This window comes from Flavobacterium faecale (assembly GCF_003076455.1).
Classification (GTDB): Bacteria; Bacteroidota; Bacteroidia; order Flavobacteriales; family Flavobacteriaceae; genus Flavobacterium; species Flavobacterium faecale.
The window spans coordinates 463,888-479,562 of record NZ_CP020918.1; the positions used below are offsets into that span (position 1 = coordinate 463,888).

14 protein-coding genes are annotated in these 15,675 nt (G+C 38.0%); 8 read left to right on the forward strand and 6 right to left on the reverse strand.

Annotated features, from left to right (window positions below):
* Positions 1–141 precede the first annotated feature (141 nt).
* The 7 genes from thiC (at position 142) to FFWV33_RS02150 (ending at position 6,927) form a co-directional block, all read left to right on the forward strand.
* Positions 142–1,965, forward strand: coding sequence for a phosphomethylpyrimidine synthase ThiC (gene thiC / locus FFWV33_RS02120; RefSeq protein ID WP_108739369.1), 1,824 nt, complete (start codon positions 142–144; stop codon positions 1,963–1,965).
* A 38-nt stretch (positions 1,966–2,003) separates the two neighbouring features.
* On the forward strand, positions 2,004–2,603 hold the full coding sequence (locus FFWV33_RS02125) for a thiamine phosphate synthase (protein WP_108739370.1): 600 nt from the start codon (positions 2,004–2,006) through the stop codon (positions 2,601–2,603).
* A complete protein-coding gene (locus FFWV33_RS02130; RefSeq protein WP_108739371.1) occupies positions 2,576–3,331 on the forward strand; it encodes a hydroxymethylpyrimidine/phosphomethylpyrimidine kinase in 756 nt (251 codons plus the stop codon). Before FFWV33_RS02125 ends, FFWV33_RS02130 begins: the two co-directional genes overlap by 28 nt.
* Entirely contained in the window at positions 3,324–3,965 is a 642-nt protein-coding gene (locus FFWV33_RS02135; protein WP_108739372.1) for a thiamine phosphate synthase, read from the forward strand. The genes FFWV33_RS02130 and FFWV33_RS02135 overlap by 8 nt, the downstream gene beginning before the upstream one ends.
* A complete protein-coding gene (locus FFWV33_RS02140) occupies positions 3,946–4,722 on the forward strand; it encodes a thiazole synthase (RefSeq protein ID WP_108739373.1) in 777 nt (258 codons plus the stop codon). The genes FFWV33_RS02135 and FFWV33_RS02140 overlap by 20 nt, the downstream gene beginning before the upstream one ends.
* A gap of 92 nt (positions 4,723–4,814) precedes the next feature.
* Entirely contained in the window at positions 4,815–5,930 is a 1,116-nt protein-coding gene (gene thiH, locus FFWV33_RS02145; protein WP_108739374.1) for a 2-iminoacetate synthase ThiH, read from the forward strand.
* Positions 5,931–6,216: 286 nt separating this feature from the next.
* The gene (locus FFWV33_RS02150) at positions 6,217–6,927 is read left to right on the forward strand and encodes a HesA/MoeB/ThiF family protein (RefSeq protein WP_108739375.1); all 711 of its coding nucleotides are present in this window, start codon (positions 6,217–6,219) and stop codon (positions 6,925–6,927) included.
* Between the two features lie 820 nt (positions 6,928–7,747).
* Here FFWV33_RS02150 and aat read toward each other — a convergent pair.
* Both aat and FFWV33_RS02165 read right to left on the reverse strand, forming a co-directional pair.
* Positions 7,748–8,389, reverse strand: a complete 642-nt coding sequence (aat, locus tag FFWV33_RS02160) for a leucyl/phenylalanyl-tRNA--protein transferase (protein WP_108739377.1) — start codon at positions 8,387–8,389, stop codon at positions 7,748–7,750.
* 18 nt (positions 8,390–8,407) lie between these two features.
* The gene (locus FFWV33_RS02165) at positions 8,408–9,325 is read right to left on the reverse strand and encodes a glutaminase (RefSeq protein WP_108739378.1); all 918 of its coding nucleotides are present in this window, start codon (positions 9,323–9,325) and stop codon (positions 8,408–8,410) included.
* A gap of 128 nt (positions 9,326–9,453) precedes the next feature.
* Between FFWV33_RS02165 and FFWV33_RS02170 the strand changes: the two genes are divergently transcribed.
* On the forward strand, positions 9,454–10,185 hold the full coding sequence (locus tag FFWV33_RS02170; RefSeq protein WP_108739379.1) for a phosphatase PAP2 family protein: 732 nt from the start codon (positions 9,454–9,456) through the stop codon (positions 10,183–10,185).
* Between the two features lie 52 nt (positions 10,186–10,237).
* Here FFWV33_RS02170 and FFWV33_RS02175 read toward each other — a convergent pair whose 3' ends face one another.
* The 4 genes from FFWV33_RS02175 to FFWV33_RS02190 all read right to left on the reverse strand — a co-directional run bounded on the left by FFWV33_RS02175 (position 10,238) and on the right by FFWV33_RS02190 (position 15,546).
* A complete protein-coding gene (locus FFWV33_RS02175) occupies positions 10,238–11,197 on the reverse strand; it encodes a fasciclin domain-containing protein (protein ID WP_108739380.1) in 960 nt (319 codons plus the stop codon).
* 19 nt (positions 11,198–11,216) lie between these two features.
* Entirely contained in the window at positions 11,217–12,104 is an 888-nt protein-coding gene (locus tag FFWV33_RS02180; RefSeq protein ID WP_245891629.1) for a hypothetical protein, read from the reverse strand.
* A 335-nt stretch (positions 12,105–12,439) separates the two neighbouring features.
* Positions 12,440–12,808 (reverse strand): DUF3127 domain-containing protein, encoded by a 369-nt coding sequence (locus tag FFWV33_RS02185; protein WP_108739382.1) that lies wholly within the window; start codon positions 12,806–12,808, stop codon positions 12,440–12,442.
* 251 nt (positions 12,809–13,059) lie between these two features.
* Positions 13,060–15,546 carry a TonB-dependent receptor gene (locus FFWV33_RS02190; RefSeq protein ID WP_108739383.1) on the reverse strand — a complete coding sequence of 829 codons (2,487 nt, stop codon included), beginning with the start codon at positions 15,544–15,546 and terminating at the stop codon, positions 13,060–13,062.
* Between the last annotated feature and the right edge of the window lie 129 nt (positions 15,547–15,675).

Here is a 15,675-nt window from a genome sequence, read left to right on the forward strand (position 1 = left end):
CTTATGCAGTCTCAGTTTTCAGTTTTCAGTCCTTGAACAATAACTAGCATCATAAAATTTAATTAAAAAACAAATCTGTGTTTATCCGTGTTTTCGCTTTTGCGAATCCGTTTAATCCGTGTCCAATCTAATTACAAAAAAATGACAAACGAACAAGAAATCTCCAGACAACCTTTCCCGAATTCGACCAAAGTGTATATTGATGGTGAAATTCATCCTATCAAAGTCGCCATGCGCGAAATCAAATTATCAGACACCAAACTTTCAAGAGGAGGTGTAGAAGAAAATCCACCCGTAACAATTTATGATACTTCAGGACCGTATACCGATCCAAATATTGAAATAGACATTCGTAAAGGACTTCCCCGCTTGAGAGAGCAATGGATTAAGGATCGAAATGATGTAGAAGAATTATCAGAGATCACATCCAATTACGGTAAAGAACGACTAGAAGACGAAAAATTGAATCACCTTCGATTTGAATACCTTCACAAACCTATGCGTGCCAAAAAAGGTGCTAACGTATCGCAATTGCACTATGCAAAAAAAGGAATTATCACACCCGAAATGGAATACATCGCCATTCGTGAAAACCAACGAATCGAATTAATTGAACAACAAACCAAAGCAATGCAGTGCCAACACGCCGGACATAGTTTTGGTGCCAACACTCCTAAAACAAAAATTACCCCCGAGTTTGTACGTAGCGAGATTGCCCGCGGTAGAGCTATTATTCCCAACAACATCAACCACCCAGAAAGTGAACCGATGATCGTAGGACGTAATTTCTTAGTAAAAATTAATGCTAATATTGGTAACAGTGCTGTAACCTCATCTATTGAAGAAGAAGTAGAAAAAGCAGTTTGGGCCTGCCGTTGGGGAGCAGACACCATAATGGATTTGTCTACCGGAAAAAATATTCATGAAACTAGAGAATGGATTATCCGTAATTCACCTGTACCTATTGGAACCGTACCTATTTATCAAGCCCTAGAAAAAGTAAACGGTGTTGCCGAAGATTTAACTTGGGAAGTTTTTAGAGATACACTAATAGAGCAAGCCGAACAAGGCGTTTCGTACTTCACGATACATGCAGGTGTACTCTTGCGCTACATTCATTTGACTGCCAACCGCGTAACCGGAATCGTTTCTCGTGGTGGATCAATTATGGCAAAATGGTGTTTGTTTCACCATAAAGAAAACTTCTTGTACACACATTTTGAAGAAATCTGTGAGATCATGAAGCAATATGATGTGGCTTTCTCTCTAGGAGATGGTTTACGTCCTGGATCTATTGCTGATGCCAATGATGCTGCTCAGTTTGCCGAATTGGAGACTTTGGGCGAATTGACAAAAGTGGCTTGGAAACATGATGTACAAGTTTTTATCGAAGGACCAGGTCACGTACCTATGCACATGATCAAGGAAAACATGGACAAACAATTGGAGCATTGTGACGAAGCCCCTTTTTATACGCTTGGTCCCTTAACAACTGATATTGCACCAGGATACGACCACATTACATCTGCCATTGGAGCAGCAATGATTGGTTGGTACGGTTGCGCTATGTTATGCTATGTGACGCCAAAAGAACACCTTGGTTTACCCAATAAAAAAGACGTAAAAGATGGTGTAATCACCTATAAAATTTCAGCTCATGCTGCCGATTTGGCCAAAGGTCATCCAGGCGCGCAGTACCGAGACAATGCCCTGAGCAAAGCTAGATTTGAATTCCGTTGGGAAGATCAATTCAACTTGTCATTAGATCCAGATACGGCGAGAGAATTCCACGATGAAACCTTACCTGCCGATGGTGCCAAAGTAGCGCATTTTTGTTCTATGTGTGGCCCTAAATTTTGCTCTATGAAAATATCACAAGAAATTCGTGACGTTGCCGAAGCAGAAAAAGGAATGCAAGAGAAATCAGAAGAATTCATCGAACAAGGAAAAGAGATTTATATTTAAATCTCCCTAGCCCGCAACGGGAAAATTGAAAATAAGGTATGATAATTATCTCCAATCCAGTAGCAGTACCAAATGAAATAGTAACTATCCACGCTCTTTTTGAGGCAGGGATGCAGTTGTTTCATATTCGAAAACCTGATTTTTCTGAAGAGGAAATGAATGTTTTTATTGCAGCTATTGGATTGGAATATCATTCTAAATTGGTCTTGCATAGTCATCATCATATAGCCGATTCACATTCGATAAAAAGAATCCATTTTCCTGAAAAGCTAAGAAGTGAAACCACTTCTACGGAATTACGTGCATACAAATCGCGAGGTTTCACCCTATCGACTTCTACACATAACATTGAGGATTTCAACTTGCTGGATTCCAATTTTGATTATGCTTTTTTGAGTCCTGTTTTTGAAAGTATTTCGAAAGAAAATTATAATCCAAAAGGCAATTTATTCGAAGAAATTAAAAATAGAAGCAACTTTAATACTCAATTAATTGGATTGGGAGGAATCGAATTTTCTAACATCGAAAAAACATTAGAAGCTGGGTTTAACGATGTTGCTCTTTTGGGCACCATTTGGACTAGCAATCAACCTATTGAAAAATTTAAATTATGCCAACAAATCGTCCTTTCGTACTAAGCATTGCAGGATTTGACCCTTCTGCCGGTGCAGGAGTTTTGGCTGACATCAAAACTTTCGAACAACATAAAGTATATGGTTTATCCGTTCTTACCGCCAACACTATTCAAACCGAATCGCATTTTAGTTCGATTCAGTGGGTAGCAATTGAGCAGGTACTTGAATCGATACTTGTTTTATTCGAAAAATATAAAATCGAAACCGTCAAAATTGGTATTGTACCATCAATCGAATATTTAAAAGCTATTGTTGATTTGATAAAAAAACAATCACCAACAACCAAAATTGTTTGGGACACCGTCCTTACCTCAAGTACAAGTTTCAATTTCCTAGCTATTCAAGACCGAATAGCCTTGGTCGAAATCTTGAGAAAAATAGACTTGATTACTCCCAATTACAACGAAATTTTGGTATTAGGAAGCAATGCTGCTCCAATCAACTCCATTATCAATCAATTGACATCACACTGTGCCGTATTATTGAAAGGTGGACATAATCAAAATGAACTTGGAATAGATTATTTACATACCAAAGACCGATTTTTCAGGCTTTCGCCAAAAATTGATACTATTTATGAAAAACATGGTTCAGGCTGTGTACTATCAGCAGCGATAACGGCCAATTTAGCTTTGGGTCATGATCTACTACAATCGTGCAAAAAAGCAAAAGATTATATCGAACAATTTTTACTCTCTAACCCCTCACTATTAGGAAACCACCATGCTTAATCGACTACAATATATCTCACAAGGTGCTACAATTGAAGATCAATTGTTCAATATCCACCAAGCTTTGGACCACGGTTGTGACTGGGTTCAAATGCGTTTCAAAACCGCCGAATCGACTACCGAACTGCTAAAACTAGCAGAAGCTACAAAAATGTTGTGCGACGAATACTTGGCAACTTTTATCATCAACGACGCTGTACTGCTCGCACATGAGGTGGATGCAGATGGTGTGCACTTGGGTCTAACTGACATGGGAATTCCCGAAGCGAGAAGCATTTTGGGAACTAGTAAAATTATTGGAGGAACAGCCAATACCCTTGAAGATATTCTGTTGCACGTGAGCAATGGTTGTGATTATGTAGGTTTAGGACCATTTCGATATACAAAAACAAAGGATAAATTGAGTCCGATCTTGGGAATTGAAGGCTATAAAAATAGCATGGAACAGCTGAAACTACAACAGATTAAAACACCCATTTATGCGATTGGCGGCATCCAATTGGAAGATGTAAGCGAAATTATAGCAACTGGAATTCATGGCATTGCAGTCTCTGGATTGATTACCGAAAGTATTTCTAAAACAAAATTAATCACACAACTAAACGAAAAATTATATGGATACGTCCTTGTTTAAAATTGGTAACAAAGAACTAAGTTCCCGTTTATTTTTGGGGACAGGAAAATTTGGTTCGAATAGCCAAATGGCCGAGGCAATCCTAGCCTCCGAGTCCGAATTGGTGACTGTGGCCTTAAAACGGATCGATTTAGAAACCGATACCGATGCAATATTATCGCATTTAAAACATCCTAGAATCAATTTATTACCCAACACTTCGGGCGCTCGAACTGCCAAAGAAGCGATTTTTGCTGCGCAACTAGCCAGAGAAGCACTAGAAACAAATTGGTTAAAACTCGAAATTCATCCCGATCCAAAATACTTGATGCCGGATGCTATTGAGACTCTACGTGCAACGGAAGAATTGGCAAAACTGGGTTTTATTGTGCTCCCGTATATACATGCAGACCCAGTCTTGTGTAAGCGCTTGGAAGATGCTGGAACGGCAGCAGTAATGCCCTTGGGCTCCCCGATTGGAACCAATAAAGGATTAAAAACAATTGATTTTCTCGAAATCATTATCGAACAATCAAAGGTTCCTGTCATTATTGATGCTGGAATTGGAGCACCATCTGATGCTGCCAAAGCAATGGAATTAGGTGCCGATGCCGTCTTGGTCAACACAGCCATTGCCGTAGCCGGAAATCCAAAATTAATGGCTGAAGCTTTTAAAGAAGCGGTTATAGCAGGTAGAAAAGCTTTTGAAGCCAAGTTAGGACAACAATATAAGCATGCGGTGGCGTCGAGTCCGTTGACGGCATTTTTATATGAATAAAAGTTTGATGGCACGCAGATTTTGACACTCTTTACCTTTTTAACCCTATCAGGGTTTAAAACCCTGATAGGGTTAAAATAAAACAAAATACAATGACAACATTTAAATCTGTTTTTGAACAATACAGTTGGGACGATATCCAATCCAAGATATATGCTAGTACTTCCAAGCAAGTCGAGCAAGCTCTTTCTAAAACAAAACGCAACTTGGATGATTTTCTGGCATTGATTTCGCCAGCAGCGCAGCCTTATTTGGAGCAAATGGCGCAAGAGTGTCATGAGTTGACCAAAAAGCGCTTTGGAAAAACCATCCAAATGTATGCCCCTTTGTACCTTAGTAACGAGTGCCAAAACATTTGTACCTATTGTGGTTTTAGTTTGGACAATAAAATCAAACGCAAGACTTTGATGGATTTTGAAATCAAACAAGAAGTTGAAGCTTTGAAGAAACTTGGTTTCGACCATGTTTTGTTGGTAACTGGCGAAGCCAATTATACGGTGAACATCAATTATTTCTTGAATGCCATTGAATTTATAAAAAATGATTTTTCAACTATTTCGGTAGAAGTCCAACCGCTCTCACAAGACGAATACGAGCGCTTGCATGAAGCAGGTGTGTATTCTGTTTTGGTGTATCAAGAAACCTATCATCAGGATGTCTATAAAAAGTACCATACTAAGGGAAAGAAATCTAATTTTGATTTCCGCTTAGATACGCCTGACCGCATAGGAAAAGCTGGGATTCACAAAATAGGACTGGGTGTTTTACTTGGACTTGAAGACTGGCGTACCGATAGTTTTTTTAATGCTTTGCATTTGGACTATTTACAAAAAACGTATTGGAGGACAAAATATTCCGTTTCGTTTCCTAGATTGCGACCTGCAGAAGGAACTGTTCCGCCTAACTTTATTATGGATGATAAGGATTTGACGCAGTTAATTTGCGCCTACCGATTATGGAATGAAGATTTAGAAATTTCGATTTCGACTCGTGAGAATGAGAAATTTCGAAATAACATCATTCCGATCGGAACTACAAGCATGAGCGCGGGCTCAAAAACAAATCCTGGTGGTTATGTGGTGGATCCACAGTCATTGGAGCAATTTGAAATTAGCGACGAACGATCAGTAGCCGAAATTGCTGCAATGATTACAGAACGAGGCTATGAACCTGTTTGGAAGGATTGGGAGAGGAGTTATTCCCCCTAGCCCCCGAAGGGGGAACTCCTAGATTGTGGAAAATTTATGGGGGAATATATTCGATTCAGTGTCGACTGGTACGGTGCTATTCCCCCTAGCCCCCGAAGGGGGAACTCCTTGATTGTGGAAAATTTATGGGTGAATATATTCGCATTTGCTTCCACATCTACGAAGGATTACCTCCTTTTTTTCAAATAATTCATCACTATTACTCACAAATTCATTTAACACAACAATTATCCGCCCTAGTCTCCCCTCCTTCGGAGGGGTCGGGGGAGGATTTCCACACTACAACATGAGCATTATACAAGATTTTTTACGATATAACCGTCAAACCATCCTACCCGAAATAGGTGACGAAGGCCAAGAAAAACTAAAAAAAGCGAAAGTCCTGGTGATTGGTGCGGGTGGTTTGGGCTGTCCTATTTTGCAATATTTGGCAACGGCTGGTGTGGGGACTATTGGTATTGTAGATTTTGATACGATTGAAATTCATAATCTGCACCGTCAAATTCTTTATACCGAAGAACAATTGGGTCTACCTAAAGCTACTACAGCAAAGGCTACCGTTGAAAAACTAAATCCATTGATTGCTGTTTTGGCTTTTGAGGAAAAACTAACTTTCGAAAATGCTTCACAAATCATTAGCCAATTTGATTTTGTGGTTGATGGTTCTGATAATTTTAGTACACGTTACTTAGTGAATGATACTTGTGTCGCATTGGGAAAAACATTAGTCTATGGAAGTATCCTTGGTTTCGAAGGGCAAATTGCGGTTTTTAACCATCAAGGGAGTAAAAATTTACGTGACTTATTTCCGGAACCACCAAATCCAAAGGATGTTCCAAATTGTAGTTTTAATGGCGTATTGGGTACTTTACCCGGAATGATTGGCACCATAATGGCACACGAAACCTTAAAATTAATTACTGGATTACCTACGTTGAGAAATGAACTGATTTTGTACAAAACGTTGGAATGGGGTTTTGTGAAACTGAATTTTTAATTTTTGTTATAAAGCAGCAAGACAAATTGGCTAACTTATAATTCCAGTAATCTCGACGTTTTGTCTCGCCGCAAGCGTGTCAGCAAAGGTACGCACCTATCTTGAGACGCTTTCAGCGAGACAAACTAGGTGGTTATGGTCTGGTTACTTATTATTTATTTGCTATTTGCAATATCAAACCCTGCTCGTGCTCACAACCTACATTACTGTAACCTCAACGTTTTGTCTCGCTGAAAGCGTCTCAGTAAAGGTGCTCGTCTATCGTGAAACGCTTTCAGCGTGACAAACTAGGTGGTTATGGTATGGTTACTTATTATTAAATTGCTATTTGTAAAATAAAACTCTGCTCGTGCTCACAACCTACATTACTCTAACCTCAACGTTTTGTCTCGCTGAAAGCCTCTCAGCAAATGTGCTCATCTCTCGTGAGACGCTTTCAGCGTGACAAACTAGGTGGTTATGGTATGGTTACCTATTTTTTTTTCAAATATATTAAAATATTCATACAAATTATTAATAAATAAGAATTCGGGATTTACTGCCCCAGATGGTAGTGGAAAGCCCGGACTGAGAAAACCTATTTTTTCTTGGCATAAAAGAGCGACCGTCCTCTCCCCCAGCCCCTCTCCAAAGGAAAGGGTAGCAAAAATGCTCCTTTTATGACAATAGAAAAAATGTTTTTGAAGGAGGACTTGCAACGGACAGCTGGATTGGCCCTGAATAAAAATAAGACACGAATTTCACAAATTGGCACGAATGTGAAAACTAAAGTGAATTTCACAAAATTAGCTTGTCTTACAAATTTGGCAAAGTAATGGAACTAAACTTCATTTCGAAGGATCTTCATGAAGTCATTTCGTTCTATTTCGCGGCAGCCTAAACTCTCGAGGTGTGGGTTGTAGACTTGGCAATCTAGTAGTTGGTATTGGTTGCTTTTTAGGTGATGGACTAAACTGATAAAAGCGACTTTGGATGCATTGGAAACTTTGGAAAACATACTTTCGCCACAAAAAACGTGTCCCATGTCTACACCATACAAACCGCCTACTAACTGATCGTTTTGCCAAACCTCAACGGACTGTGCGATACCCAATTGATGCAAATTGCAATAGGCATCGATCATGTCGTTGGTGATCCAGGTTCCGTTTTGACCGTCGCGCTTGATGCGTTGGCAATTGGAAATAACTCCTAGGAAATCCTGATTGAAGGTTACCTTGAATTCTTGACGGTTTAGGATATTTCGCATGCTTTTGGTTACTCGGACTTCGTCCAGAAATAAAACCATGCGCGGATTGGGCGACCACCAAATGATGGGATCACCTTGCTCAAACCACGGAAATATGCCGCTTTGATAGGCTAGTTGTAACCGTGCTGCCGACAAATCGCCACCGATCGCTACGATGCCGTCTCGATTGGCGGTGTTTACATTTGGAAATACTAGCGCATCTGATAATTGGACCATTGTATTGATTATGAAATTTTAAAAAACAGAATCGCTTAACTCGGTTGTCAAGCATTCTAAAAACGCCATTCCACGGTAGGAATTACCCTTTGGATTTAACTTTGGACTGAAGACAACTATTGAGTACATGTTTGGAAGGATGGCTAAGATACCGCCACCAACACCGCTCTTGCCCGGAAGGCCTACGCGATAAGCAAACTCACCTGCCTCGTCATAAAAACCACAAAGCAACATGATGGCATTTATTCTTTTGTTACGGCTTGGGGTCAGAATAATTTCGTTGGTGATGGGATCTACGCCATCGTTGGCAAAAAACAAAAATGTTTTGGATAATTGCGCACAGCTCATACTTAGTGAGCAAATTTTGAAATAAAAATCCATTACCTCATCTATAGGATTCTGGATATTCCCGAAGGATTTCATCATGTTGATTAAAGCATAATTGCGGTAACCCACTCCTTTTTCTGACTCAAATACTTTGTCATCAAAGGTGACCGTAGGATCATTGGTAAGGCGTCTGACGAAATTTATAAATTCGGACTCGGGATCTTTGTAGTGTGATAGCAGTACATCGGCAATGACGATAGCACCCGCGTTGATTAAGGGGTTTCGTGGAATTCCTTTTTCTAGTTCTAACAAGATCATGGAGTTGAACCCAGCGCCCGAAGGTTCTACGTCTACGCGCTGCCAGAGTGCATCACCTTCTAAATTGTAGGCCATGATAAGCATAAGTACTTTTGAAATACTTTGAACCGAAAATTTTTGATGAGCATCACCTAGATTTACTTGTCTTTGGTTTACCGTTGTAAGACTTATACCAAATAAACGTTCGTCTACGTTGGCAAGTTCCGGAATATAGGTTGCTTTTTCTCCTATGTCTTCGAAATCTTTAAATTTGTTATATATGCTATCGAGCACGCTGTGTATGTCTTCCATGAATCTTGAGGCTAATGACGCTTATTTATAAAGAAAAAGAATCGAATTATTTAATGCAAGTTTAAGAAGAAAAACACAAACCAATGCCTTAAATTTGTTTTTTTGAACCCCATAGAATTCAATTGAATATGAGAAAGTTGCCTGTTATCCTTTTTCTTTGTTTGCTAGTCAATCAAATGAATGGTCAAATTAATGATACGATTGTAAAAACCCAAAAGCTAACGTACAAGAAATTCATACTTCCGGCTGCTTTGGTTGCAACTGGTTCACTTTTGCTCAATACGGACAGGAATAGAAAAATACAAGCAGATGCGAATCGTTTTTTTGGATCTGATTTTCATACACGTTTAGACGATATAACTGTTTTTGTACCTGTGGGACAACTGTATGCCGGCGGACTTTTTGGTTTTGAGGCCAAAAATTCACTAAAACACAGAACAATTTCGGTAGTGACGGCCAATGCGCTGAGTTTTACCTTGGTTAGTGTATTGAAAAACATTGTAAAAGCACATCGCCCAGACGACTCTGATCAATTGAGTTTTCCGTCGGGACATAGTGCCATTGCTTTTACCAACGCTGCTCTACTTTTTCAGGAATACAAAGACGATAATATTTGGTATGCCAGCAGTGGTTTTTTGTTTGCTACCACTACCGGTTTTTTGCGAGTAGCCAACAACAAACATTTTGCCTCAGACGTGTTTGCGGGCGCAGGAATTGGATTGGCATCTGGATTTTTGGTCACTTATTGGAATCCTTTGCAGAATATCCATCTTGGAAAGAAACAAAAAGGAACCGCTTTTGTATATCCGCAATTGGGTAATCAAATTGGTATTGGGGCTGTGATTTTACCGAATTTCTAGACCAAAAAAAAGCCCTACAAAATGCAGGGCTTAGAAAAATCAAACAAAACAATTATGGTAACAACACTTTGTCAATAACGTGAACTACACCATTACTACATTGAATATCTGGAATAACCATGTTGGCTGGAGTTGTGATTCCGTTACTTTTTACAGTAAAAATACCGTTTGTAAAAGCACTATATGTTAACATTCCACCACCTGCAGTTGCTGCCGTTGTTCCTGAATGCTCAGAGGTAAACTTACCACCTACGATAGCGTGATTTAACAATACTTGTTGTAAAACTGCTGGCGATGTATTGGCTACATCTTGAACTGTTGCAAAACCTGCTGCTTTAAAAGCGGCATCTGTTGGAGCGTAGATTGTGAAATTTGCGCTTGAACTTGACAAAGTACCTGCCAAACCAGAAGTAATTACCGCTTGCACTAAGAAAGTTAATTCTGGTGCTTTAAAAACTTTTGCATCTTTTAATAAAATTGCTGATTCTACGATGTTTACACCAGTAGCAATCATCACTTTGTCTATCCCGTGAATAGTACCGTTGCTTGCGCTTACGTCTGTAAGGATAATTTTTGATCCGTTGATGTACAAATCTGCTCCTCTACTGATGAAACGTCTGTCAACACCTAATAATGATGGAGCTGTACCACCCGCTTTAATTCCGCTTCCCATTAAATCTCCATTTGAAACATGGTATAACAAGGTGTTTGTCAAGAAACTATTTTGTAATCCACCTAGCGATCCAGAGTCTACCAAACCTAATCTTGCAAAAGCATCGTTTGTTGGAGCAAAAACAGTATAATGTCCTGATGGGTCATTTGGGTTACTGTTACTCAATACACCTACTACTCCACCTTGTACAGCAGCACCCTCAAGGGTACTAAAGTTTGGGTTGGCTACTGCAATACCTGCAATACTTGGTGTTTCGTCTTTATAATCTGTATCACAAGAAACCAAAGTTCCCATTAATGTTAATGCTAGAACTGCACTTTTTATATTGAAATTTTTCATTTTGTTTGTTGTTTTGTAATTAAAATTTATAAACTAATCCACCGTAAAAACCTGTAGCTTGACCAATATTTCTACCTGCTACCAATGTGCTAGCTCCTGCAGAAACTCCCCAATCTTTGTAAACTGGTGCGTATAAATCAACTCCAATTTTTGTGTAATTTACTTTTGTAGTTGGAAAATATCCAGCGAAACCTTCACCAAAGATATCTACTCCACCTGTTGATTTTTGATTAGCAATAAATACGTCACCATAAAAAGATTTTGCTGCGTATCCTACTTTAAGTTCTGTAGTTACAGAGTTTGGTACATCATTCGAAGCATAATTTCCTGCTACTTGTCCCGATGCAAAAACACCCGAATTCATTTTGAACATTGCCATACCCGTAGTACTTACTGTTGTGCTTCTGTTTCCAATTGCGATGATAGATTGAAAACCTTCTTCTACTTTGTAATTACTAAGTGGTGTTTTTACTCCAACTGCTCCAATAAGACGCAATGAAGAAGAACCAAAGTCAAAATTAAATGGACTGTACTTTACAAAAACTGACACATCTTGAAAACCTTGACGTTTGTTTTCTAAACCTAAGTTTGTCAAAACTTCATCTGTAGCATGACCTTTTGCAGTAACATAAGGTAAAACCATTACTACATCTACTTGGTCACTAATACCATAAGTAGCATAAATCGATGTACTTGTAATTGTTGTCTTGTTGAAGACAGGAACGCCTTCTACTTTTTCTGGAACGAAATAGACATCATCGTACTTTTCTGAGCTGAAAGAAACGGAAACATTTCCTTTTCCTTTTCCTTGCATAAATCCACTGATTGGACTTTGAGAATGAGCTGTGTTAACATATCCGAATGCTGTTACAGCCAAAATTAGGAGTAATTGTCTTTTAATCATCATATCAATTATTTATTGTTTGTTTCTATCATTTACGAGAGACAAATCGATACGGTTTTAAAAAACTAAAAAAAAACCAAAAAAAAGTACAACTAAAAATAAATTAAACTACAAAACACTCACTTACAATTACTTAATAAAAATATATTTTTTCGAAAAAAAATCAACTCACCTAATACTTATTCGCTTACTATTGATTTTTTGGGTTAGCACTATAAGGCATCAGATGCAATACAAACTTCGCACAGAAGGTTCTGTACATTCCTTGGGTGATAATAGCGCATAAAAAAACCGATAAAAATAAATTTATCGGTTTTGATTCGGTTTTTCGCTTTGTATTAGAAAGGTAAATCGTCTGCTTCTTCTTCGTTAAGATTTGTAGCTGCTGGAAAAACTGGTGCTGCTGGAGCCGATGGCGCTGAAGGAGCTTCTGCACCTGCTTTTTCAATTCTCCAACCTTGGATACTGTTGAAGTATCTAGTTTCTCCTTGTGGGTTTACCCATTCTCTACCTCTTAGGTTGATTGAAACTTTTACTGATTCTCCTACTCCATAATTGTTTAACAAATCACATTTATCTTGAGTAAACTCAACTAATATATGTTGTGGATATTGTTCTTCAGTAGTTACAACTAATTCTCTTTTTTTGAATGCGGCACTTACTTGTTGCTCTGGATTAATCACTTTAACTCTACCTATAACTTCCATCTGTTGTATATTTAATTCTTGTTTATATTCGATTATTGACTAGACTATTTTGCTTGAGACAAAAAAATCCCGGATAGGGAAACTTCTAGCAAGCAAATATACTAAGTTCTTTGGAAGCATACAAAAATAGCCTTGACCTAAATTTGAAAAATTATTAACAATCCTAAAGTTATTTATTTTCAGCCGTTTAAAAAAAAAGAGCGCTTTCAAAAATAGTTCTGAAAGCGCTCCTTATTATTGTAAACTGTAGTCTAGAATTCTTTTTTACCAAATTCACTTTCGATAAATTTAGCGCTACTCTTCGTTTTATTGAAGGTGTAAGATAAATTAAGTAAAACCATATCAACCTCATACACATAATTGGTTGTTGTGTAATATTGCCCCGTACTTTGCGTAGATATTCGCTGTTCATTGGTATTCAACATTCCCATATCGATATTTTGCCATTGCAGTGTAGCAATCAATTGATTGTCTAAGAATGATTTTCTAAAGGTTAAATTAGGCGAATAAAAACGAGAGTCTTCCCCTTGAGCCGTAATCTTTTTCGATAAATAATTCAAAGTAAACTGCATTGAAGTCGTAGGTGTAAAATTGTATGTACTATTAGCGTTTATAGAATACTGAATAGCATTTGATTTGATGGCTTTTCCGTTGAAGCTTCCGTCGATATTAAAGTTGTAAATATTTGCTCCAATAAAATTTGTCCATTTTGTAGACGGTTTGAACTGTGATCCAATTTCTAACCCAAGTGTTTTACCTCTACCAACGTTGGTATAAATTCGGTCCAAGATAGTATCATTCAAAACACCCGCAGTAGTATAGGACAAAGTATTTACACGGTTGATCAAATTGTGAACATCTCTATAGTATGCGGTTGCAAAAAGTGTATTTCCACCTTTGAAGTTTTTACTAATACCCAATTCTATTAAATCTGTAAATTCTGGACGAAGATTTTTATCCCCTTGTTCAAAAGTCTCTGAGTGCTCTCTCTCCTTAAAAGGATTCATTTGATAGGTTGGTGCACGATCTACTCTTTTACTATAGCCAGCCTTCACTTTTACATTATTATCCATCGTATATTGTGCTGATGCTGATGGAAAAAGCTTGACATAATCATAGGTTAAATTCTCTGCGGCAGTATTAAATCCTTTTAGGTAGAAATCACGGTTCATCGATTCCAATCGCAAGCCCGCAGCATATTCCCATTTAGTTTTGCTACCATTCAGTTGTAAGTAACCAGAATGAATTGAACGATCCAGGTTTACTTGACTCGTAAATTCTGGTACAATTTCATAGATCCCTGAGCTTAGGTTGCGTCTTTGATAAATGAAATCCCCGTTGTTTTTTAATTTTCTAAATTGATATCCTGCCTCTATTTTACCAAAAGAAAAAGGTTTGAATTCATAATCCAACTGCGCTCTCGTACCATACAAAGGATTATCATTTGTATTGTATTCGTCCTGGTACACAATTGAAGAATCTGTATAACCCAAATTCAAGTTGGTTGTAGGCCCACCCAACAAGGTATATTCGTATAAAAATGAAGCGGTCAATTTTGACTTATCCTCAAATTTATGTGTGTAATCAAAACTACCCAAAGCAAAGTCACCGTCACGAACTCTTAAATTTTCATTGTAATAATCAAAGCTTTTAAGCACAGCGCCTGTAGTCAAATCGGTTCTTTTATTGTTATAATAAATATCTGCTTGTCTGTCTACTTTTCGTTTACCGCCATAAAAACCAACCGAGAAATTATCGGTAATACTTGGTGTGTAATCTACTGTAAATCGTCCACTGTAGTTTAGTTCGTTGGTACTACGCTCTCCGTCTGACGGAAATTGAGTTTTATAGTTTTCCGTTATATTATTGGTAAAAACATTCCCTTCTCTACGCCCTTGTATATCATTACGCCCGTAACTACCTCCAAGCGAGATATCCCATTTGTCTTTTTTGATCGTATAGGTTCCGTCAATTCCATAACGTTGCGCTTTCTTTTTATTATCATAATTTTCAATCGAAGGAAAACCACCTTTAACATTCAGTTGCGCGTATTGTCCGTTTGTTGCTCCTTTTTTGGTGATAATATTCAACAGACCCGCTTTCCCATCAGGGTCATATTTAGCAGATGGCGCCGTAACCACTTCGATTCTATCAATGGCATTGGCTGGTAATTGTCCCAATATGGTCGAAATATTTCCTTGTGTAGGCTTTCCATTCAATAAAACCCTGAAACCAGTTGTACCTCTTACGCTCACATCTCCTTGTGCGTCAAGCGAAATAGAAGGCAAGTTTCTCAACACATCAATTGCCGATCCACCTTGACTATTTTGAAAAGATTTCGCATCATATACCTGACGATCAATTTTACTAATCACCGTACCTTTTACTGACTGTACAACTACAGCGTTCAATTGATTGCCTCCACTTACTAATGAAATCAACCCTAGATTGACTGATTTATTTTTACTACTAATTACAATATCTTTAAAAACCTGTTTATCAAAACCTATAAAAGATACTTCCAAATAGTAGCTATCATTTTTTAGGGAGCCAATTTTAAAAGTTCCCTCCTTGGTTGTTACAACACCCGCTACAACAGCTTTTGTTTCGGTCGAAAACAAAGTAGCCGTAGCATATTCTAACGGAAAGTCTCCGTCTACTACCTTACCTGATACCTGCCCAAACACGGCAGCACTTACAAGAAAAGCAACAAAGGCAATAAATTGATTTAATTTCATTATTCTTTTTTTTGGTTATTGGACAAAATTACTATTATCAAAAATTCTATTTTGGTACATATGGTGTTTTTAAGGTATATAAATGTGTTTTTTGCAGTTATTGCATTTTATACTACCCATAATCAAGTC

Excerpts from the sequence above, each read along its gene's own strand:
- thiC (WP_108739369.1), top strand. The coding sequence starts at position 142 with ATGACAAACGAACAAGAAATCTCCAGACAACCTTTCCCGAATTCGACC.
- FFWV33_RS02125 (WP_108739370.1), top strand. The coding sequence starts at position 2,004 with ATGATAATTATCTCCAATCCAGTAGCAGTACCAAATGAAATAGTAACT.
- FFWV33_RS02130 (WP_108739371.1), top strand. The coding sequence starts at position 2,576 with ATGCCAACAAATCGTCCTTTCGTACTAAGCATTGCAGGATTTGACCCT.
- FFWV33_RS02135 (WP_108739372.1), top strand. The coding sequence starts at position 3,324 with ATGCTTAATCGACTACAATATATCTCACAAGGTGCTACAATTGAAGAT.
- FFWV33_RS02140 (WP_108739373.1), top strand. The coding sequence starts at position 3,946 with ATGGATACGTCCTTGTTTAAAATTGGTAACAAAGAACTAAGTTCCCGT.
- thiH (WP_108739374.1), top strand. The coding sequence starts at position 4,815 with ATGACAACATTTAAATCTGTTTTTGAACAATACAGTTGGGACGATATC.
- FFWV33_RS02150 (WP_108739375.1), top strand. The coding sequence starts at position 6,217 with ATGAGCATTATACAAGATTTTTTACGATATAACCGTCAAACCATCCTA.
- aat (WP_108739377.1), bottom strand. The coding sequence starts at position 8,389 with ATGGTCCAATTATCAGATGCGCTAGTATTTCCAAATGTAAACACCGCC.
- FFWV33_RS02165 (WP_108739378.1), bottom strand. The coding sequence starts at position 9,325 with ATGGAAGACATACACAGCGTGCTCGATAGCATATATAACAAATTTAAA.
- FFWV33_RS02170 (WP_108739379.1), top strand. The coding sequence starts at position 9,454 with ATGAGAAAGTTGCCTGTTATCCTTTTTCTTTGTTTGCTAGTCAATCAA.
- FFWV33_RS02175 (WP_108739380.1), bottom strand. The coding sequence starts at position 11,197 with ATGAAAAATTTCAATATAAAAAGTGCAGTTCTAGCATTAACATTAATG.
- FFWV33_RS02180 (WP_245891629.1), bottom strand. The coding sequence starts at position 12,104 with ATGATGATTAAAAGACAATTACTCCTAATTTTGGCTGTAACAGCATTC.
- FFWV33_RS02185 (WP_108739382.1), bottom strand. The coding sequence starts at position 12,808 with ATGGAAGTTATAGGTAGAGTTAAAGTGATTAATCCAGAGCAACAAGTA.
- FFWV33_RS02190 (WP_108739383.1), bottom strand. The coding sequence starts at position 15,546 with ATGAAATTAAATCAATTTATTGCCTTTGTTGCTTTTCTTGTAAGTGCT.